This window comes from Salinisphaera sp. G21_0 (assembly GCF_017744115.1).
In the GTDB taxonomy this organism is placed as follows: domain Bacteria; phylum Pseudomonadota; class Gammaproteobacteria; order Pseudomonadales; family Endozoicomonadaceae; genus Endozoicomonas.
Genome location: NZ_JAGHQW010000066.1, coordinates 1 through 20951, shown reverse-complemented (window position 1 = coordinate 20951; position 20951 = coordinate 1). Strand labels below are relative to the sequence as shown.

At 52.0% G+C, this 20951-nt stretch carries 14 protein-coding genes and 1 pseudogene; 5 read left to right on the top strand and 10 right to left on the bottom strand.

Going from position 1 to position 20951, the window contains the following annotated elements:
• Nucleotides 1-18: 18 nt before the first annotated feature.
• From J7439_RS27305 to J7439_RS21945, 4 genes and pseudogenes are all read right to left on the bottom strand, one after another.
• Nucleotides 19-207: pseudogene (locus tag J7439_RS27305) on the bottom strand (4Fe-4S dicluster-binding protein); the annotation flags it as partial.
• A gap of 295 nt (nt 208-502) precedes the next feature.
• On the bottom strand, nt 503-1681 hold the full coding sequence (locus J7439_RS21955) for an ankyrin repeat and SOCS box protein (RefSeq protein WP_209204152.1): 1179 nt from the start codon (nt 1679-1681) through the stop codon (nt 503-505).
• Nucleotides 1682-1703: 22 nt separating this feature from the next.
• Entirely contained in the window at nt 1704-2999 is a 1296-nt protein-coding gene (gene preA / locus J7439_RS21950) for an NAD-dependent dihydropyrimidine dehydrogenase subunit PreA (RefSeq protein ID WP_209204150.1), read from the bottom strand.
• Complete coding sequence (locus tag J7439_RS21945) at nt 2999-4351, bottom strand: NAD(P)-dependent oxidoreductase (protein WP_209204148.1); 1353 nt, start codon at nt 4349-4351, stop codon at nt 2999-3001. The genes preA and J7439_RS21945 overlap by 1 nt, the downstream gene beginning before the upstream one ends.
• Nucleotides 4352-4488: 137 nt before the next feature.
• On the opposite strand from J7439_RS21945, the gene J7439_RS21940 reads away from it, so the two are divergent.
• A complete protein-coding gene (locus J7439_RS21940) occupies nt 4489-5097 on the top strand; it encodes a trimeric intracellular cation channel family protein (RefSeq protein WP_209204146.1) in 609 nt (202 codons plus the stop codon).
• A gap of 105 nt (nt 5098-5202) precedes the next feature.
• Here J7439_RS21940 and J7439_RS21935 read toward each other — a convergent pair whose 3' ends face one another.
• A complete protein-coding gene (locus J7439_RS21935; protein ID WP_209204144.1) occupies nt 5203-5952 on the bottom strand; it encodes a gamma-glutamylcyclotransferase family protein in 750 nt (249 codons plus the stop codon).
• A gap of 179 nt (nt 5953-6131) precedes the next feature.
• Nucleotides 6132-7181, bottom strand: a complete 1050-nt coding sequence (gene queG / locus J7439_RS21930; RefSeq protein ID WP_209204137.1) for a tRNA epoxyqueuosine(34) reductase QueG — start codon at nt 7179-7181, stop codon at nt 6132-6134.
• Between the two features lie 158 nt (nt 7182-7339).
• On the opposite strand from queG, the gene J7439_RS21925 reads away from it, so the two are divergent.
• Genes J7439_RS21925 through J7439_RS21915 form a run of 3 tightly spaced genes read left to right on the top strand, consistent with a single transcriptional unit; the run spans nt 7340 to nt 10879 of the window.
• Nucleotides 7340-8932, top strand: a complete 1593-nt coding sequence (locus J7439_RS21925; protein WP_209204135.1) for an NAD(P)H-hydrate dehydratase — start codon at nt 7340-7342, stop codon at nt 8930-8932.
• Nucleotides 8916-9413, top strand: a complete 498-nt coding sequence (gene tsaE / locus J7439_RS21920) for a tRNA (adenosine(37)-N6)-threonylcarbamoyltransferase complex ATPase subunit type 1 TsaE (RefSeq protein ID WP_209204133.1) — start codon at nt 8916-8918, stop codon at nt 9411-9413. The genes J7439_RS21925 and tsaE overlap by 17 nt, the downstream gene beginning before the upstream one ends.
• A complete protein-coding gene (locus tag J7439_RS21915) occupies nt 9410-10879 on the top strand; it encodes an N-acetylmuramoyl-L-alanine amidase (RefSeq protein WP_209204127.1) in 1470 nt (489 codons plus the stop codon). Before tsaE ends, J7439_RS21915 begins: the two co-directional genes overlap by 4 nt.
• Before the next feature lie 98 nt (nt 10880-10977).
• On the opposite strand, the gene J7439_RS21910 is transcribed toward J7439_RS21915, so the two are convergent.
• Genes J7439_RS21910 through J7439_RS21900 form a run of 3 tightly spaced genes read right to left on the bottom strand, consistent with a single transcriptional unit; the run spans nt 10978 to nt 13652 of the window.
• Entirely contained in the window at nt 10978-13047 is a 2070-nt protein-coding gene (locus J7439_RS21910) for a WD40 repeat domain-containing protein (RefSeq protein WP_209204126.1), read from the bottom strand.
• 55 nt (nt 13048-13102) lie between these two features.
• Entirely contained in the window at nt 13103-13384 is a 282-nt protein-coding gene (locus tag J7439_RS21905; protein WP_209204125.1) for a hypothetical protein, read from the bottom strand.
• Nucleotides 13365-13652 carry a hypothetical protein gene (locus J7439_RS21900; protein ID WP_209204124.1) on the bottom strand — a complete coding sequence of 96 codons (288 nt, stop codon included), beginning with the start codon at nt 13650-13652 and terminating at the stop codon, nt 13365-13367. The genes J7439_RS21905 and J7439_RS21900 overlap by 20 nt, the downstream gene beginning before the upstream one ends.
• Nucleotides 13653-14093: 441 nt before the next feature.
• On the opposite strand from J7439_RS21900, the gene J7439_RS21895 reads away from it, so the two are divergent.
• Nucleotides 14094-15431 carry an ankyrin repeat domain-containing protein gene (locus tag J7439_RS21895; RefSeq protein ID WP_209204123.1) on the top strand — a complete coding sequence of 446 codons (1338 nt, stop codon included), beginning with the start codon at nt 14094-14096 and terminating at the stop codon, nt 15429-15431.
• Between the two features lie 7 nt (nt 15432-15438).
• On the opposite strand, the gene J7439_RS21890 is transcribed toward J7439_RS21895, so the two are convergent.
• The coding region (locus tag J7439_RS21890; RefSeq protein ID WP_209204122.1) for an AAA family ATPase at nt 15439-20951 on the bottom strand (5513 nt) is incomplete at its 5' end.

The window sequence follows — 20951 nt, the reverse complement described above, 5'->3', positions numbered from 1 at the left end:
TACTCCCTCAATAGAAATTCAGGTTTGATCCGTCGATATGTTACCTTCCTGACCCTTGCTATTCGGGTGCTGTGTCCAGTTTAGACAGGATTTGCCGGTTTGCTGTCTGACCATGGTAATACAGTTATCCACAGGACAGGTGATCTGGCAGAGGTTGCACCCCACGCAAGCCTCCTCAATCACATCAAACTGGCTGCCGGTGCCATCAGGAAAACGACAGAAACCGGGGATATGATGCACCTGGGAGGATGCACGAGCATAGCGCCCATCCAGGCGACCCCGTCGCGGGGACGGCAGAAAATTAAGGGTAAAAATTCGGTTGTGTGAGGTGAATATCCTAAGGCACAAGTAGCGGGGCTATTTGCCGAACAAAAGCGGATTTTTAGACCAATTTATTGCAACCGCACGACTGCATGGGGGCAGGAGCCAGAGCAACGCAGGAGCAGTTGCTGTGTAGGGCAGTCTATTTCCGGACAGCCTCCCGGAGCAGCTTCGGCTCGCCCTACAGTGACAGCAGGCGATCGACATACTGCATTGCTGGAGGATTAAGCGGCAGAAACCTGACCGCCTCCTTCATTGGTAGTCCGTTGTCGGGCAGACACTTGACCAGCCGACCCCGAATGCTGGCCCTGCAGTAGAATTGGAGAGATTGAGGTACAGTCATGAAATTCTGGATTGCTTCTTTTATGGCTTCTGTCCTTGCACATTGACAGGCTGTCCGTCCATTCCAGTCTTTGAATTTCGGGTCAGCCCCGTTCACCAGCAGAGTCTTGACAATATCACAGTGACCATCCTCAGCTGCCCTGTGCAGCAGGGTTTTGTGGTAAAAATCGGGAATATTCGGGTCAGCCCCGTTGACCAGTGCCGCCTCAACTTGATCTTTCCATCCTTCATAGACGAGTTTCGGTAACAGGCTGTTCCAGTCCGGCTGATGGGTTACAGGTAACAGGGTTCTATATACATCCGGGTAATCACTGGTAAGTGCAGATGCCAAGGCTTTCCGTCCAGTCCCGTCCTTTAGGTTCGGGTCAGCCCCTCTGTCCAGCAGGGTCTTGACCATAGGATGATGACCAATGGCCGCTGCCCGGTGCAGCGGGGTGTATTGACCACTATCGGGAATATTTGGGTTAGACCCGTTGTCCAGCAGGGTCTCAACAATAGCATGGTGGCCAGCCGTAGTTGCTCCTCCCAAAGGTGTATCACCATCACTGTCCTGGATGTTCGGGTTAGCCCCCCTGGCCAGTGCCGCCTCAACTTGATCCTTCCACCCTGAACGGGAAAATACCTGTAGCAGGCTGTTCCAGTCCGGCTGATGAGTTTCAGGTAGCAGTTTATCGTACACATCGCGATGACGGTTGCTCGCTGCACATTGCAAAGGTGTCCATCCATTAACGTCCTTGAGGTCTGCGTCAGCCCCATTGGCCAGCAGGGGCTCGACCATAGCATGGTGACCTTCGAGAGCTGCATGATGCAAGGCTGTCCTTCCACTAACGTCCTTGAGGTTTGGGGCAGCCCCGTAGGTCAGCAGGGTCTTGGCAATAACATGATGACCAGCGTTAACTGCCCGGTGCAGCGGGGTTTCATTGTTATTTCCGGGAATATCCGGGTCAGCCCCCTTGTCCAGCAGGGTTTTGACCATGGCATGGTCACCACAGACCACTGCATATTCTAGTGAATTCATGACATACTCCGGCACTGGAAAATCAGGTTTGATCCGCCAATTGGTTACCTTCCTGACTCTGGTTGTTCGGATGCTGTGTCCAGTTCAGGTAAGGTTTGCCGGTTTGCTGCCTGACCATGGATATACAGTTATCCACAGGACAGGTGATCTGGCAGAGGTTGCACCCCACGCAGGCTTCCCCGATTACCTCATACCGGTGCTGGGTTGACTGTTTTATCGGTGTCATGGCGATGGCCTGGTGGGCAGCATCTTCACAGGCTGCATAGCATCGGCCGCATTGGATACAGCTGTCCTGATCAATGTGGGCAATGGTCTTGTAATTCAGGTCCAGGTATTTCCAGTCGGTCAGATTGGGGACGGCAGCGCCTTGAAAGCTGTCCAGGGTCGGATAGTTTTTGCGGTCCATCCACCGGGACAGGCCATCAATCATGTCCTGCACAATCTTGAAACCGTTCAGCATAGCCGCCGTACAAACCTGAACGGTGCCCGCCCCTAAAGCCATAAATTCGGCAGCGTCCCGCCAGGTACTGATACCGCCAATGGCCGAGATGGGCAGTCCGGCGGTGTCCGGGCTGCGGGCAATCTGGCCGACCATATTCAGGGCGATAGGTTTCACCGCTTCGCCACAATAACCGCCACTGGTGAACTTATCGTTGACGGCGTGGTATCCCACCATCCGGTCCAGATCAATACCGGTAATGGAGTTAATGGTATTGATCAGCGATACGGCATCGGCACCACCGGCCTGAGCCGCTTCAGCTGCCACAACGATATTGGTGATATTGGGGGTGAGTTTAACGACAACGGGCAGGTTGCTGTGTTTCTTGCACCAGCGGGTAACCATTTCAATATATTCCGGTACCTGTCCGACCGCTGAGCCCATCCCCCGTTCCGGCATGCCGTGGGGGCAGCCGAAATTCAGTTCGACACCATCACAGCCGGTCTCCTCTACCTGACAGAGGATGGCCTGCCAGCTTTCTTCTTTGCAGGGCACCATCAGCGAGACCAGCAGTGCCCGGTCTGGCCAGTCTTTTTTGGTCTGGCGTATTTCATCCAGATTCACCTGCAGCGGGCGATCCGTGATCAATTCGATATTGTTAAACCCGATCACATCACCACGGGTATTCCTATGGCAGGAATAACGGGAACAGACATTGACCGGTGCCGGATCTTCACCCAGGGTTTTCCAGACCACACCGCCCCAGCCCGCTGCAAATGCCCGATAGACATTGTAGGCTTTGTCCGTCGGTGGCGCAGAGGCCAGCCAGAAAGGATTTGGGGAGCGAATACCGAGGAAACTACTGGTTAAATCAGCCATTATCTTTCCCTCCCTTGCAGGTATTGATCAATGGCCCGGGCCGCCCGTTTACCATGCTCAACCGCATGGACGGTCAGGTCTTCACCTTTATCAATGCAGTCACCACCGGCCCAGACGTTAACCAGTGACGTACAAAAGTGGTCGTCCGTTACTATGCGGTTGCCTTTTATCGCCGGGCTGTCACTGGTATTGGCAAATGCATCCACCAGCAAATGCTGGCCAATGGCTTTGTAGAGTGTGTCTACCGGCAAGGTGGTCAGCTCACCGGTGCCCTGTAATTGGCCGCTGGTATCCAGCACGGTTTTTTCCAGCTGGATGGCGGTGATGCAGCCACCTTCAGTTTCCAGGGCTGAAGGCTGAACCCAAGTGAGGATGCGAACACCATTGTCCCGGGCGAAAGCCTGTTCATGACCGGTTGCTGACATCTGTTCAGGGCCACGACGATAGGCAATGGTGACATCCTCTGCGCCCAGCCGTTTGCATTGGCAGGCGATATCAATTGCGGTGTTGCCCCCCCCAATAACCACTATACGTCGGCCAACAGGCAGTTGGCTCAGATCATGGCACTGACGAAGGGAAGATATGGCCGGGAGGGCATCCTCAACACCTTCTGCTGCTTCACCCGGAAGGCCTAATGAGTGGCAGCCACCCAACCCGAGCCCGAGAAACACCGCATCAAACTGTGCTCGCAATTGGTCCAGGCTGAGATTCTGGCCAAGCCGACAGCCATACTCTGGACAGATACCACCAATTTCCAGGATGAAGTCCACTTCCTGGCGGGCATAGCTATCCACCAGTTTGTAGTAGGCGATGCCGAATTCATTCAGGCCTCCGGGCTTCTCCCGGGCATCAAACAAGGTAATGGTGTGACCTTGCCGGGCCAGAGCATGTGCACAGGACAGTCCTGCCGGGCCTGCACCCACAACCGCGATGGTTTTTCCTGTGTCAGGCAGGCGGGTAAATGGGTGGTCGGCTGACTGGCGGTTATCAATGGCATAACGCTGCAACAGGCCGATTTTCACCGGAAGGCACTCTGGCTCATGATTTCTGACACAGGCCTGCTCGCAGAGAACCTCGGTTGGACAGACCCGGGCACAGGTTCCTCCCAGAATATTGGCATCCAGAATGGCCTGTGCAGCACCGTCAATATTGTCAGTGGCGATACGGTTGATAAAAGAGGGAATATTGATGCCGGTGGGACAGGCCGGGATACAGGGTGCCGCTTCGCAGTAAAGGCATCGGCTGGCTTCAATATGAGCCTGGTAATCACTGAGGGGAGGCTTGATGTCGGCAAAGTTGCGGCGGTACTCTTTTGCTGGCAGCCTGCCACTGTGAATATCGGGTTTATTCATGGCGGTTTCCTCATCAAGAGTAAGAAGACTAGCAGCCAGACGGTATTCGGAAAGAATGCCGGTATATGACTATATCTGGCCGTGGAAGACGAATTTATAATCTATAATCCAATGACATTTTCTCCGTAGATTCGTTGATGCTGCTCTATATTCTCGACCTTTTTGGTACTGCGGTGTTTGCCATCAGTGGTGTCTGGCTGGCCTGCCGTAAAGACATGGACCTGTTTGGCGCAATGGTACTCGCCTTTGTGACTGCCGTTGGTGGCGGAACTATTCGAGACGTTTTGCTCTCCGCTACGCCCGTATTCTGGATACAAGATACGCTCTACATGCTGGTTATTCTGGCGACGACGCTGTTTGCCATCTTGGTTCGCCAGTGGCATGAGCGCAGCAAGTGGATTCTTCAGGTCTCTGATGCCCTGGGGCTGGCGGTCTTTGTAGTCATCGGCGTGACCAAGTCGTTGTCATTTGGTGTGGAACCAATGGTCGCTGTGATGATGGGTGTATTGACTGGCTGTGGTGGTGGTGCCATCCGGGATATGCTGGCCGGCGAGATTCCCATGGTATTGAGACAGGAGATCTATGCATCCGCTGCCATGGCAGGAGGCGCGGTGTTTATATTACTGGAGCCATTGCTCCAAAACATAAACCACACGTCAATTATTGCGGCTGTAGTGGTTCTTCTGCTCAGGTTGATGGCGGTGTATAAGGGATTGTCTCTGCCGAGATTTCGGTTGCCTGTGTAGGAATGGTCCTGTAATAACTTCAATATTTCTACAGACGCTACCCGCAAAAGCCGGAACCGCTTGTGCTTTTGCGGGAGGCGGGTAACGGGCGGCGACCCTCAGTTATCAGAACCCCCAATATTTCCTGACGATTTCAAGATAATTGGGCCAGTCCTTTTCCAGATACCCCTTCAGAAAATCCACTCTTTGCTCTGCTTTGTTCAGCAATTTTTTCGGGTGTCTTATGTAGGTGGGCTGGTCTTCATCCTGAAAAGCGTCATACTCTTCAAGGCCCAGCGTTTGGTGGCAGTCCATAATGAACTGGCCATTGAGATTATTGGTCTGGTCCACTTCAACACAGCCGGAACGGACAATATTCAGGTAGGACATGGCGATTTTCTTTTCAGTATCTTCCGGGCCAACGTAAAACTCGGATTTGGGAAGGTAGGCATAAATCTCCGCGTCATTATCGGTTCCGAAAACCTTATTCCTGTGATCCTCCCGATAAAATGACACTTTGTCTTTGGCTATTTTCACTCGATTGTACGCCCCTTCCCGCAGGTCAAACGCTGGCAGGTCTTTGGTTTTCACACCAAAGAGTAAGCCATTAACGGAATCTCCGGGGGACACTTCAATATTCAGTGCTCTCTGTGAAGCTTTTGCTATCCAGAGATTCCACTTTCTGGCCATGTCATGAACTTTCACCGGCAGGTACTCGGCACCTTCGGCGTCTGCAGCGGTAGCGGTGCGGGCAAGCGTAGACATCAGGCTGCCGTAGCCAAATATCCAGACTGTGTCATTGTCAGCTGCCATGGTCAGGTTACTGGTCATCAGAGATAACAGTAGCGTAAAAAAAATAGGTTTAGTCGATCTCATGGATATCATCTGCCTTGTTAGTTATTGTTCTAAGGGACTTTTTTCCTGATTCAATTCACAAATAAAGTCGCCATAATTACTGTCCCAAGGTTAGTCGATTGGTGGGACAGATCACTAACAACCCCGTTAGATTCAGTAACGGTAAATGGCAGTCTTGATTCACCTGTGGACAACCTGCATCAGGGCTCAGCACCGTGTTGGTTGAGAGCCCAGAGGACATGCTCCTGAACCAGCTCTGATGGATAATCCAGACGACTTTTCAGGGCAGCAATGATGCTGTCACTGCCCGGGGCATTGCCCAGTGCCACGGCGATATTACGCAGCCAGCTTTCATAACCTGCCCTGCGGATAGGTGAGCCAGCGGTTCGCTCCAGAAACTGTTCTTCACTCCAGTGGAAAAGCGCCACCAGATCACTGGCATCCAGGTGGTGACGAGGTTGAAAGTCCGGCTCCCGGGTTGGTTTGGCAAAACGGTTCCAGGGGCAGGCCAGCTGGCAGTCATCACAGCCATAGATACGATTGCCCATCAGGGGTCGCAGTTCTTCAGGAATGGGGCCCTTGTTTTCGATGGTCAGGTAGGAGATACAGCGGCGGGCATCCACCTTGTAGGGAGCCACAATGGCCCGGGTTGGGCACTTGTCCATACAGGAGGTACAGCGTCCGCAGTGATTATTTTCGTAAGGCTTATCCACAGGCAGCGGGAGGTTGGTGAACAGTTCACCAAGAAAGAAAAAGGAGCCAGCCTGACGGTTCAGTATCAGTGAGTGTTTGCCCATCCAGCCCAGTCCGGCCTGTTGTGCCAATGGGCGCTCCATCACTGGCGCACTGTCCACAAAGGCACGATAGCCATGATCTCCAACGGCAGCTTCAATCTGCCTGCCCAGCTGGGTGAGCCGTTTGCGGATCAACTTATGGTAGTCCCGGCCCAGGGCATAGCGGGAGACATAGGCTTTTTCCGGTTCGTTGAGCAGTTTGACGGTTTCAGTATCCGCTGGCAGGTAATCCATACGGGCAGAAATCACCCTTAATGCGCCAGGATGGAGTTGCTCCGGGTGTGCCCGCAGCTCCAGGTGTTGGGCCATATAGGCCATATCGCCGTGATACCCTTTCGCCAGCCAGGCTGCCAGATGCTTAATATCATCTTCAGGTATTTTGGCCTCGGTAATGCCGATCTCCTGAAAGCCAAGCTCTCTGGCCCAGGTGCGAATTTTCCCAGCGAGTTTTTCCATAGCCGGTGCTGGCGATGAGTCCGTCAATGTGGTTAAAGTGGGTGGTGAAGATAACGGTTCAGGCACTGAATTGGATTAACTCGTTTTATGGATTGTTTGGTATAGATTGTCAGGTATCGTTTGAATACTGTCTCTATTGTATCATCGCGGGCACGCTTATGAATAAGAGCTTACCAGAGTCTCTCTATACCGCCGATCAGGTTCGACAACTGGATCATGTGGCCATCCACCAGCACGGCATCCCGGGTTTTGAGCTGATGACCAGGGCGGCCAGCACCGTGTTGTCCACGATTATCCACTACTGGCCAGAAGCCGGAACCCTGCTGGTGTTGTGTGGGGCAGGCAACAACGGTGGCGATGGCTATATGATCGCCAAACTGGCCAAAGAGCAGGGACTGAGGGTTTCGGTACTGGCGGTGAAAAATCCAGCGGAGCTTAAAGGCGATGCCCTCACTGCCTGGCAGGCCTGCGTTGATGCGGGCGTGGTGATTCGACCTTACGACAGAACCCAGTCCCTGTGTGCGGATGTGGTTGTGGATGCCATGCTCGGTACCGGGCTTTCCGGCGAGGTGCGGGGCGACTATCAGGATGCCATCAAACGCCTGAATCATCTTGAAAGCCCGGTGTGTGCTGTGGATATCCCGTCCGGCCTTTGTGCTGATACTGGAATTCCACTGGGAGTGGCGGTTAAGGCCAAAGTTACCGTCTCTTTTATTGGCCTGAAGCAGGGGCTGATGACAGGGTTGGGACCAGAATACTGTGGCGAGCTGGTCTTTAATGACCTGGGCGTGCCTGAACCGGTCTATCAAACCGTTCCTGCTAACTGTCGACGAATTTCTCCGGAACAGTTTCGCGCCTGGCTGTCACCGAGAAGCCGTGCCGCCCATAAAGGTGATTTTGGGCATGTGCTGCTTATCGGTGGTAACCACGGTATGCCGGGGGCGATCATGATGGCCGCTGAGTCTGCCCTCCATTGCGGTGCTGGCCGTGTGACTGTGGTTACCCGCAGGCGACACCTTGCGGCGCTGGCTGTTCGCTGCCCTGAGGTGATGGGGGTATCGGTAAATCGCCGATCCGGCCTTGGTTCCCTGGCTGAAGGAAAGAGTGTCATGGTTATTGGCCCTGGTTTGGGCCGTGATGACTGGGGGCTGCAGCTGCTGAAGGATGCCCTGGCGGCAGAGTGCCCGATGGTGCTGGATGCTGATGCCCTGAACCTGTTATCGGATCATCCACAATTGCTAAATGGACGAAAGTCCCCGATTATTTTCACCCCTCATCCTGGTGAGCTGGCTCGCTTAACGGGTCTGGATATTCCAACGATTCAGAACAATCGATTTGCAGCACTGGTAGACAGTCATCGACAATTAACGGCTCTTATTGGCGAGGGTGCAGCGCAAAGGCAGCCAGAGATTGCCCTGCTACTGAAAGGGGCGGGAACACTGATGTTTGATGGCCAGAATACCGCGCTGTGCTCTGATGGCAACCCGGGCATGGCAGTGGCCGGTATGGGGGATGTGCTCAGTGGCGTTATTGGCGCACTGCTGGCCCAGGGGCTGACACCTTTCAGGGCGGCCCAGATGGCGGCCTGGCTGCATGCATCTGCCGCAGATGAGGTGGTTGCCGGTCAGGGTGAAACCGGCTTAAGGGCAACGGAGTTGATTCCGGTTATTCGACAACGATTGAATTTTATTATTGATAAGCCAGACATTGGTAACTGGCCGTGTGGAAAAGCTTATGCAAGGCAGATATGAACTGCTGATAGAAAATGAAGACGCCATGGTGGCGCTGGGGGGGCATCTGGCAGAAGCCCTGGGTGACCGGGGCATTGTTTTTCTGCATGGTGATCTTGGTGCGGGTAAAACCACGTTCTGCCGGGGTGTCCTTCGGCATCTTGGCCATCAGGGTGCGGTAAAAAGCCCGACCTATACACTGGTGGAGCCTTACGAGGTCAATAACCATAAAGTTTACCACTTTGATCTTTATCGCCTTGCCGACCCTGAGGAGTTGGAATTTATTGGTGGTCGGGATTATTTCAGCGAAGCGGCGCTATGTCTGGTTGAGTGGCCAACCCGCGGACAGGGGGAGCTGCCAGAAGCTGATCTGGATATTACCTTTGCCTACCACTCTTTTGACAAGAGTGAGTTGCCCGGCAGGAAAGCGACGATTGTTGCAGTGACTGATAAAGGGAAGCGTGCGCTGGAAACCATAAGAGCACTTCAGGGGGGCGGATGAGTCAGAGAACAGGGATTGTTCGCCGGGTTCTGGCCAGGCTTTCGATAAAACAACGCGCAGCAACACCTACCCGAAAAAGAGCCGCCTCTGGCACTGAGGTTGAACCGGTGTTTTCCGGTGGCAGGCGTCGTTTTGTCAGGCAGCTGGGTATTCTGGCCGTGGGGCTTGCAGCCCTGAAGGTTCAGGTAGCTGAAGCGGTCTATAAGCTGATTAAAAATGTCAGGCTCTGGCGGTCGCCGGATAAAACACGACTGGTGTTTGATGTTTCCGATGCGGTTGAACACAATAAATTCCACCTGAGTAACCCTGACCGGCTGGTTATTGATGTTGATGGTGCCCGGCTCAGTGGCTCATTCAGTGGCCTGCAACTGAAAAATACACCGATTCAAAAGATCCGCCATGGTGCCCGTAATAAAAATGACCTGCGTATCGTTCTGGATCTCAGTGAAAAGGTGTCCAGCGAAAGTTTTCTGCTGAAACCCAATGCGACTTATGGCCACCGCCTGGTGGTTGATCTGTTTGATGATAAGAGCAGAAAACCACAGCCAGTGGTCAGGCAAAAGCCCACTGGTCATCGGGATATTGTCGTGGCGATAGATGCTGGCCACGGTGGTGAAGACCCCGGGGCCATTGCCTACGGCGGTGGTTATGAGAAACAGGTAACCCTGGCAATAGCCAAAGAGCTGGCCACCCTGCTGGGTAAAGAAAAGGGCTTTCGGCCAGTGCTGGTTCGTACGGGTGATTATTATATAGACCTCCGGCGTCGTACCCAGATTGCCCGGGACAATAAAGCCGATCTGTTTATCTCCATCCATGCGGATGGCTTTAAGGATCGTCGTGCCAAAGGGGCGTCGGTTTATGCCCTTTCACGCCGTGGTGCCACATCAGAAACGGCTCGCTGGCTGGCCCAGAAAGAGAACGCGTCAGACCAGATTGGGGGAGAAGGCGGTATATCCCTGGGGGATAAGGATGATGTTCTGGCCGGCGTTCTGCTGGACCTGTCCATGACCTCAACACTGTCGTCCAGCCTGGAAGTGGGCAATAAAGTTCTGGCCAATATGGGTGGGATTAACCAGCTGCATAAAAAACAGGTGGAACAGGCCGGCTTTGTGGTGCTGAAGTCTCCGGATATTCCATCCATCCTGATAGAGACCGGGTTTATCACCAATCCTGAAGAGGCCAGAAAACTAAAGAGCCGCAGTCACCAGAAGGCGATGGCGAAAGCTATTTTCAATGGTACGAAAAGCTGGTTCTACAAAAAGCCGCCACCGGACACACTGGTTGCCAAGTGGAAACAGGAGGGTACCCTTAACACCCGGCCATCACGGTATGTGATTAAACCCGGGGATACGCTGTCAGAGATTGCCAATCGGTTTGAAATCAGTATGAATGACCTGAAGCGTGCCAACCGGCTATCCAGTGCCAATACTATTCGTGTGGGGCAGGTGCTGCAGATTCCTGATTAAGCCGTGGTGTATGCTGCAATACCGATGATGTTTTTCAGGCATAAAAAAACAGAGAGCTGCGTGCAAAAAAGCCAGCGCAGCACTTTGGCGCTAATTGCTTATACTTCTTTCTCTGGGGCGTCGATGTTCCAGATGTTGACATTATTATCGTCACCACACGTCAACAACAGCCTCCCGGAGGGGCTTAAACAGCCTGTCTGGACACTGCCTGTACCATGGCACCCATCTGCCTTTTGGTGCCAATAGCCGTTCCTGTCGTAACCGTAGATTTTAAATTCACTCTTTTTGTCCTGGTCAACAGCCATTATCTGGAGCATTGCATGGCTGTGGACAGGCTCTTTGCCGACATTGTCAACAACACCGCGCTCGGTCCATAAACCGTTATCGTCACAACCCCATAAAATGATCAAGTTTTGACGACCACGACAGTATAGCCTGAGCATCTGCTCCGAGGCACTGAATACGGCTTCATCTAAATCGAAGAAATATCCGCTGTCAGATGCAGGACGGTAGATCGCAGCTTTGGCAATTGAATTACCCTCACTGTCAAATCCCCAGACCCTGGCCAAAAGCCCATCTTCTTCAGAATGTTCGGTCAGAACATAGCGCCCTGATGGGCTGATGTAGGCTTTTGTAATACTCTCTTTTGGCTCGATATCTTTAACCTGCGTGGTGTCTTTATTGATATCATGCAGGACACGAACAGTATCTATGGAGTAGATCATAATACAGTTGGATTCCGGGATTGCGCTGAAGCAGGCTCCGCAAAGATCTTCGAAAGACCCTTCCTGTTCTCTCCATTCCCCCCGACGGTCATAGTTCAGGATTTGAATACGGTCTTTTTCGGAATAATGCATGAGAATTACATCTTCTAATTTACTGAATTTCCAGGCTACTCCTGACGGTTTGTCAGGAACTACCTTCTTTTCAACATAGCGCCCTTCGTCGTTTACACTCCAGATTCTGATTTTTTCATCATGAGTGTGAATCATCAGATGCCGTGCTGACTCGCTGAGTTCGGCATCCCAAATGAGGCCAACGTAATTAAAGGAGCCCATCTCTTGCCATTTGTCACCAACACGACCAATGATTCTTAGTTGGTTCTCTTCATGTGGATAAACGCTTTTTGTGAAAATAACTGCATGATGTCCAGCCTCACTGAAGGCAGCCCGGACGTTTTTGCTCTGGCTGTTAAATGAATATTGACTTATGACACGGCCATCAACGCAAATGTTCAGAAGTTCGGCACCGCCTTTGGAAGTGACCAGGATGTTATTGCCGCAGGGGCTGAATTTGAAAGACACGCCCTGATTCCCATCACTCAAACATTTGGAGACCCAGCGGCCATTATCGTTACAAACGTAAAGTGCGAATGTATCTGTATGGTGGTTATCGGAACGACTGGTGATCACCAATGCCCGCTCTGTGGGTGAAAAACAAATGTTGGCCAGAGAGCTTCGGTAGTGTATCGGTATCTGTTCAAACCAGTTGGCCCCTTCCCCAAAGCACCAGATTTTGCAGAGTCCCTCTGCCGCAGCCAGGGCATAGCGCCCGGAAGGGCTGAAGGTGGCTTTTTCAACAGTTCTACCCCTGAGTGCGCCTTCCTCCTGCCAGTTCCCCAGGTTATAACGACTCCAACAGTGGACTTCATTTTCCCCCCATATCATGGCATGGCGTTCCGAGGGACTTAACCTGGCTTCTTTAATCTTCCCATCAAGATGAACCACCGCTTGTAGCTCAAGTTGATATGTGTCCCACTCAATCATCTTATTTATGTCCCCGGTAAATGTTATCTCAGAGGGGATGAATTGCTCGATCTGAGAATCCGGAGGTATATCGTTGCTGTTTTGAGCCGTTGTGTTTGCCATTTTCCCGGGTGCATGTTTGTCAACAGTGCTGACATATATGTGTTGATATGGCCAATTTTTCTTAATGTCGCGGGAGGTAACTGCTGCCAACTTGAGCTGTTCAAACTCTCTTTTCAATTCCGAAATCTCATCGCAGCTGAGGTGAGTAGTAATGTCCCCGGATTTTCTCAAAGGAATCCCGTAAAAATGCAATGAATTACCGGAAGTTCCGGAGTTAACCGGATCCGGACTTTGTTTAACGTCACTGTTGTCAGTCACCAATCTTGCTGCTATTTGTTCGCTATCAAAACATAGATTCATTTTTATTCTTCTCGGAGCTTTTCACACCAGCTCTCAATCTCAGTTGCTTATCCTGTTATGGGTATTTGTTCTCTGATCTGTCACTCTGAGGGTTGATCTGCCAGATGCTGGCGCTGTCGTCACTACAGGTCGACAGCATTCGTCCCGAGGGGCTGAAACTGCCTGAAGAGACGGTGACACCGTGGTTTCCTTTTGCCTTTTGGCACCAATTGCCATAACGGTCGTAGCCGAAGATTTTAAAGTCTCCGTCCTGTTCCTCGTCGCCAGCCAATATCTGGAGCATTGCGTGGCTGTGGACAGGTTCATCGGTCAATGGGTCACAGACAGCATTGTCCACAACGCCTCAATTGAACATTCTTAATCCTGCCGATATTGTGTGTCACTAACTGTTCCAGCCAGTTAGTCCCGCCGTCAAAGCTCCAGACTTTGCACAACCCTTCTACTGCTGCCATCGCATAGTGCCCGGAAGTGCTGAAGATGGCGATTTTATCTGGTTGGACCCTTAGTACAACTTCCTCCCGCCTGTCATCCTCGTCATCACAACTCCAGCCGCGGACTTCATGGAAGTCCTGGAACAGGACATGGCGTCCCGAGGGGCTGAACATCGCTTTTATGTTCTGACCATCAAAAAAATGAGCAACCCCTTTTCGCTCAAGTTTAAACTCGTTAAATTTCAGGGGAAAAGGAGTTTTATTTGAAACGATTGTTCCTTTTCAGGTTGTGACCTGACCCATTATTGAGACCTCACGAAAAGACTGTTTTATGGAGAAAGATCTCGTTTTCTTCTTATTTAGGACATTAGTGTTTACAAAAAGTTCAGAGATTTTCACTGAAACCGCTGAATGGCTACCAAGCTTTGTATAAAGAAGCCAGCATGGCTGTTAATGCACTTAATGTAAATTTTCAGCGATTACTCCTGCACAGGGAACTTTTAAAAATAATATTGATCCGATCGACAGCGGCTTTTTTAACGTCCAGCCTTTTGCAGGGGTGCCTGCTGATGAAAGATAAGTATTGTTTTTCCAAGCTTGAAAAAGGAAATTACAATGGATCTACCCTCTCACCATTTTAACCTGTCTCAACTACAGAAATTGATTTCCGAGCGACCCTGGATCATCTCGGAAGAAGATATTTCCAGTGGTGGCACCCAGGAAAATATTGCTTCCGGCTGCATATGTGGTGAAGGTTTTTTTGGTCTGCATTCTGTTAAAGTGTTACACGTGCTTGATCCTTATCATAATCGTCAACACGCTCCTGGCATGCATTTCTTCCATGACAAGTGTCTGCGGGAATGCCGCACAGTCAATCCTTTACTTTATAACAAATGTCCTGCCTGCGGCTCATTTGCTGGTTGTGAAATCGCTTTCTCACCCGTTGCCCATGCAGTTAAGGCCGGTGAGGCAGAAGAAGCCCTCAAACTGATTGCTGATGGCGCAGACCCGGACGCTCCTCATTCATGGAAGGCCCAGGCAGCCGTTCACATTGCCACGAATAACGGTAATTTGGAGTTGCTCCTATCATTATTGAGTGGTGGTGCTGATATTAATAAGCAAGATAAATCAGGCATGACAGCTCTGCACCATGCGGTAGAAAACAGTCATTTGCAGGCAATGCAGCTACTTCTGGATCACAAGGCAGATATGAATATCCGGGATGAAACTGGTTGCACGGCTCTCCATCTGGCTGCAGGAAAACCTGAAATTCCCGTACTATTTGACCTCTTGATTGACAATGGTGCTTCCTTCGATCTGGCAAATAATAACGGGCGTAAAGTCATTCACTTTGCCGCAGAATCCGGGCATGAGCGGGCACTGAAAAAACTGATAGTCAAACACGACGATGTGAATGCGCTTGATCAAGATCATGGCACTCCTCTTTTTTATGCGACACGCCCTTTTTTTTACCCGCACGAACCTTTAAAGAAAAATGCACCTGAAGTGGCCAGGATACTCCTTGCAGCAGGAGCCAGAATTGAGCTTTGTACTAGAGTCGGGCTCACTGTTTTTGATGCAATTTTTGATCATGACAACCCTCTCCATATCGAGTTGCTTAAGGAATTACTACCTAAAGCCTTGAATGCTTTTACCGATGTTAATCAGCTAGTTTCCCAGCCTCGAAGAGCAACGCTTCTTTATTTCGCACTTTTGGCAAAAGACCTGGAAGCCGTTGAAAATCTCATCGCCAGAGGGGCGGATACAAGCACAATAGGACAGTTCAGGTTAAAAATTCTGTTAAGCCTGGTGGGTGAACAAAGGCAGGCGTTTGTTGACGTTCTTAATCAAGCTGGCAGTACTTCAACACAAAAGCGTAAAAGGCTCGGATCGATAGAATCAGGGGGACCATCAAGCAAAAAATGCAAGATCGAGGAGGCTGTCCGAGAATAGTCTGCCATTAATACCTGCTTAAAATGGTTGCATCATGTTCATTGATCAAGCGTTTTATGGTTCCCAGCGAATCCTCACAATCCAGGGAAATACCCGGAGTAAAAATCCCACTGCCGATCAGGTTGAAATTTTGCCCTGCCGAACTTTCAAAGATGGTTAACCGGTCGCGGAAATTGCCAACGATCAAGACCCGGAATCTTTTCAGGTCTTCACATATCACCGGGGTATATATGTCAGCAGAGCGTTTATCGCCGATCAGACGAATTAACTGCCGGTTATTTTCTTCGTCATCGATGTGATCATTCAGGGAAGTCATGATCTGGGGCTCAGGGAGTTCCTCAATAAAGGCTGCGCCGGTCAGTTTATTGGTGCTTTGCCGGAGAGTGTCCCACGCCCTCTCGATCAAAAACTGGGCGGCCACTATCAGGGTATTGGTTTCCTGGTAATAGGTTGATTTTTCCGGGAAACAGGGCTGACCACGGATCAGTCGGGCAATATCCGGTTTGCCCCGGGAGGCATGACTCCAATAAACTTCGGTAGCCGCCACCTGTGGCAATTGTTTCCCGGAGCACAGCAGGGGAAAATTGCCGACCTCCGGACTGTCGCGGACATTTTCCAGATAGACTTTATCGATGGACTCAACCTGGAACAGGCGCTGGCTTATTCGTTGAGCCATGCCATTATGATCAAAATTGAACCGGATAATGGCCTGCAGGCTTTGAACAGGCAGGACGGGAAAGTCATTCGGGCTTTGCAAATACAGTTGCCAGGCAAACTCCGACCACTGACAGAAAGGATGATTCAGGGGAGACTTATAGTGGTTTGACCAGATGAGCATATAGTGGCTCCAGTCGATAATGGCTTTTTTTTCCGGGGGGGCCAGGGTGGAAAAATGGTCAATGGCATGTCGGGCCGCCAACAAATACTGTTCCGGTACCCAATAGCGGGCAATATCAAATGCATAGATAATGTCATCCAATTCGTCATCTGACGATACTGGCTTAGATCGCCTTGATGATACATCCCTGCAGATGGGGATAGGGCGAAAATTTTTCCGGAACGTTTCCAGAAAGGTGTCCTGGAAATGTTTTATCGCCTCTTGGGGTAATTCAGATTGAGTACACTTGTGTTGCTGGAGCAGAGAAACGGCCAGTGACATTATTCCGCTCCAGCCATCAGCGGCTCCGTCCTGAGCGTAAGTCGAATTGATGGGTTCCACTGGCGCTGATTTGAAAATATTGTGCCATTCCGGCTCTGATGAATAACTGCAAGTGGAGCTGCCAGCGCCCCCTAAATCACAAAGTCGCCACCCATTGCAGGATCTGACCTCAACGAAAGCATGTGAGGCCGAATGTACTATTCGGGCTTCAATACCCCAGTAAAGACAGAGTAATTGAAACAGAAACCCACGATGGCGGCAGGCTCCCTGTTTTTCCTGCAACAATTGCTTGACCAGGCTGATGCCGGTTTCGTCAAAAGGACGATCGAAAGAAAATGCCCTGAACCAATCGATAAGGGCCAGTAGCCGTTCGGACAGATTCTCTATCTGCCCTATTTCCCGCAACTTCCGGTACCCCGGAGCTGGGTATTTGCTGAAAACCTCATGATCCAGATGTACTTTGATCAGGGGCGGGCAACGCAGGGGCTGTGTGTTAATGGGATCATCAGCCGTTAACGGCTGAAAATAAGTCAGATCGGGCTTAATAATAAAATCCACCGTCACCGGTTCCGTGAGTCCGGAACGAAGAAAGTATTGGTCGCTGTGCGTATCCCGTGCCAGCTGCGTCTGTTTCGGAATGGATCTCAAACCGGTCAACCGGTCATTGGGGGTCAGCGATGGCAATAGTTGCCAATTGCGGCCCGGTTCCAATGTCATGCTCCCGGGGGTTTCGTCGGCTTTCAGATCGGTTCGCCCGGTTAACAGGGGCAAATGATTGCTCTGCTCCACGGGGTGTATTGGCAACAGGCTAATAGCTGCCTGCTTATCAGTGGTCACATCGGCTGTGCACACCTCCAGTCGATACAGACGGGGATCCCATTTACCGGGAAAAAACCGGGTTACCTGAAAGTTTTTGGACACACCAGGGGGCGAGCCCAGGCTGAAAATCTCCGGTGAATGGGTGTCCGGACCTCTGAAAGCCCCCTTTTCAGGAGTATAAGGCCAATGAAAGCGGTATTTACAGTCCTTCATATAGGGCCACCACTCCAGTAATAGATGTGTAGTCCACTGGTCCATGGCGATTTTGCCCAATCGATCAGCCGCCCGGAGCAGTTGCGGCAGCGTCAGTTCAAGGGGAATGCGTTGCTGTCGGAAATGATCATTGAGGGCACTGGCGCAATCGGTCAGCCACCGACTCAGATCCTCAGATACCCCCATGGCTTGCAGCCTGAGCCGGTAGTCATCCCGGGTATCATGGTGGATATGAACGCCGGTAAATCGACTGGTCAATGACGGCGGGAATGCCGTCCGTCCGGGATAGGTGGGCGGATTAACGGTACCAATCAATTTGAACCCATCCTTGTGAGGCAGCGGCAGGCGGTCATTGAGAAACTCTTCCAATAGCCCGGAAGGAATGATATTGAGCTCACTGACCACTAATACCTCACCCAGACGCCAGGCACGGTTAAAGGCCTCCACAAACTGGTTAAACTGGTCCGGTGTCCCATTGAGATGCTGAAAGCCTTTTCCGGTTTGCTGTTGCCAGGTGGTCAGGGTCAGTTGTAACAGAGCATCCTTACCCCACCCGGCAGTACCTTCCACCACCATGGCCACTCTTCCCGGTTCCCTGAGTTGCAGAAATTGCCAACAGGTTTTTATGTACTCTCTGGTAGCCGGAGTATCGATGACCAGCGGTGTCGATTGCTTTTTGTTCACCTGTACCAACTGTCCGAAAAACTGTGTGAAGGCCCGCTGGTGCTGCTCCAGTAATGAACGGTCCACCTTACCGGAACTGTGCCAGTAATCCCTGAGCGCTTGCCATTCGGGGCGTTGGTCCCGATCGATCCGCCCACCCAGGCTTTGCCCGCACGCTTCGTCAGCCAGTGCCAACACCTGGGCCTGGCTGGTGGGACAGGGTGCATCCGCCGTGATCAGTTGGAACCGGGCCATGATGTCTTTCAGATCCCTTGGCGTCAGCTCATAGTCTGTGGATACCTGCTTTCTGTACTCTGCCAGCAGGGAGAGGATGGTGGCCGAAGTGGTAGACCTCAGCTCCATGGGCCAGGTATCCGGCAGGAGTGGCTCAATGATGGCTTGTTGCAGAACGGACTCCGGCAGTGGCCGGTAATACAGGCGCAGAATCCGGCGTTGCAATTCAGGGTCAAGATTCCGCCCCGGATAATTTTCCGGATTACCGGTCAACAAAACCCGGTGGTTATCTGTTAGCTCGAAGGTCTGGCCATTGACGCAGAGCCGGGGAGACGATTCCAGCAAACCGGCCAGTGGTGACAACAGTCCGTGCTGCACCAGGTTGGCTTCATTAATAACCAGCAGGCCCGGGCGTCTTCTCCTGGCCCAATCCGTTATCTGGCCGGGTACCGAATGAGAGACCGTATTGCCCTGCCGGTCTCGTTTCAGGGAGACCGAACCGTACAGGTCTTCCCAGGTGGTGTTCGGTCCCAGGGTCAGGGTTTTCACTGTTTGCTGGTCAGGCTGTGGTCCAGCGGCAAGCCGGTTCATTGATGCCTGCCGCCGTTCCTGTAACGCTTGCCCGGTGGCGACGGCCAGACAGGATTTACCGGTACCCGCCGGGCCATTGAGTTCAATGATCTTATGCTGTTTGAGCATGGTGGTGAGCTGTTCAAGCCGCTTGCCCTGTTGCTGCTGATGATGACAGCTGGCCTTCAGCCAATCTGAGGCCAGTGTCTGCGGGGAGGTTGTCAGCAGCGGTTCCGGGAAGGCGTGCTGAAGCTGCTGTTGCAGCTGTTCCAGTGGCTCGGAGGGATGGCATTGGGTAATGGCGGTCAGTTGCTGGTTCAAATCCCGGGCTTGCTGATGCACCGGGATACTCTGGCTGCCACAGACCCGCAGGGCATCGTACAGCAGACGCAGCCGATGGCCGGAATAGGGCCGGATGTTGTCGTCCAGTACCGGCAAAAGATCAGCCTTAATGCCCTGTTGAGGGAATATTGAGTGGATAATGGCGGCCATCTTCGCGGTGCAGCGGGGGGAAGGTTTACCGAAAGTAGCGGGTAAACGCTCGCCCAGTGCCGGTGCCATATAACGGGCCAATGGCCAGAAATTATCTGCCAGATCCTTTGGGTGCTTCAGGGCTGGCAGGGTGTTCAGGATGGCAGCAATGCCATCACGATCAACCTCTTCCATGGAATCCGGAAATATCGCACTGATCTGAGCTTTGACAAAACTGTAAATGGTTACATTACCCCGCACCGGATGGGCCAGTAACTTATTCAGGGCCTTACGCCAGTGGAAGGGCTCGAGAGTTCCGGCGCGATCCAGCCGCTGTTCAATGGGGAGCTGAGCCTCCAGCAGGGTCAGAAACTCAGCCGGTGCCTGAACCGGAATGACCGGATAACTTTTATCCGGGCTCTGGGGCAATGTCCGAATGCGGGACAAAAGACCGCCTAATGGCCAAATTGCATCGGGATGGCGGGACGAAAAGGGTTTGATCAAACCGGGGGCGGCCATAATGGATTCTGCCAAAATGGACTCAGCTTTACCGAGTTCAACACTGTCAGACTCTACACTGCCTGCTGACCGATCACTCCGGGTATCCTGCTGCTGTTGCCAGCGGTGGAACCACGGGCTCTGGGCAGGCAGTCGGTCAGCGGGCCAGACTATATGGAGTCGGCAGTTGGGCAGAGCTTTTTTCTGGCCGTAAATCCAGAGATAAGGCTCCGGTGCCAGTAGTGACTCCAGATGCCCTGCCAGGGTCGGGGTATGTTCCAGCCCGGTCAGCACCACCGGTTTACCATTCAGGAGCTGCATCAATAAGGGGGTTTCTCTCAGCTGGAAACTCAACTTGCCTGACAGTTTCAGCTTGCTGGTAAACCAGAGCTCTTCCCATTGCTGCCCGGTGGCCAGTTGATAACAGTCGGATTGCTCAACGACATTGGCATGGATATGGGCAACATTATTGCCATTGTCGGTATACAGCCTGACAACACTGTCACCGGAAGGCTCTGGCAGAGTGCCTGTCACCAATCCGGGGGCAACGGGCAGTGATTCCGTCCGTTGTTTCAGGATCAGCCATTGCTCATCGGTCAGTTCCCCGCTAACCAGCAGCTGGTCAAATTCGCTGGCCATCTTATGAAAGGTATCGGTCTTTTGCAGGGTGTTTCCCTGTGCGGACAGATCACTGAAGATTGCGTCGAAATTATGGGTATTGATAACCCCGCAGGTTTTGCCGGGTAACACCGGTGTGTTGTTGACTGCTTGTTTGAATGCCGTGATATTCTCTGTCGGGGTGTGATATTTCTGCAAGACCAGCGATGCTGGCAGCTCCACCCGTTCACCATTGGCGATGAAGTAGCCTTGCTCAAGAATATCAGACAAATGTT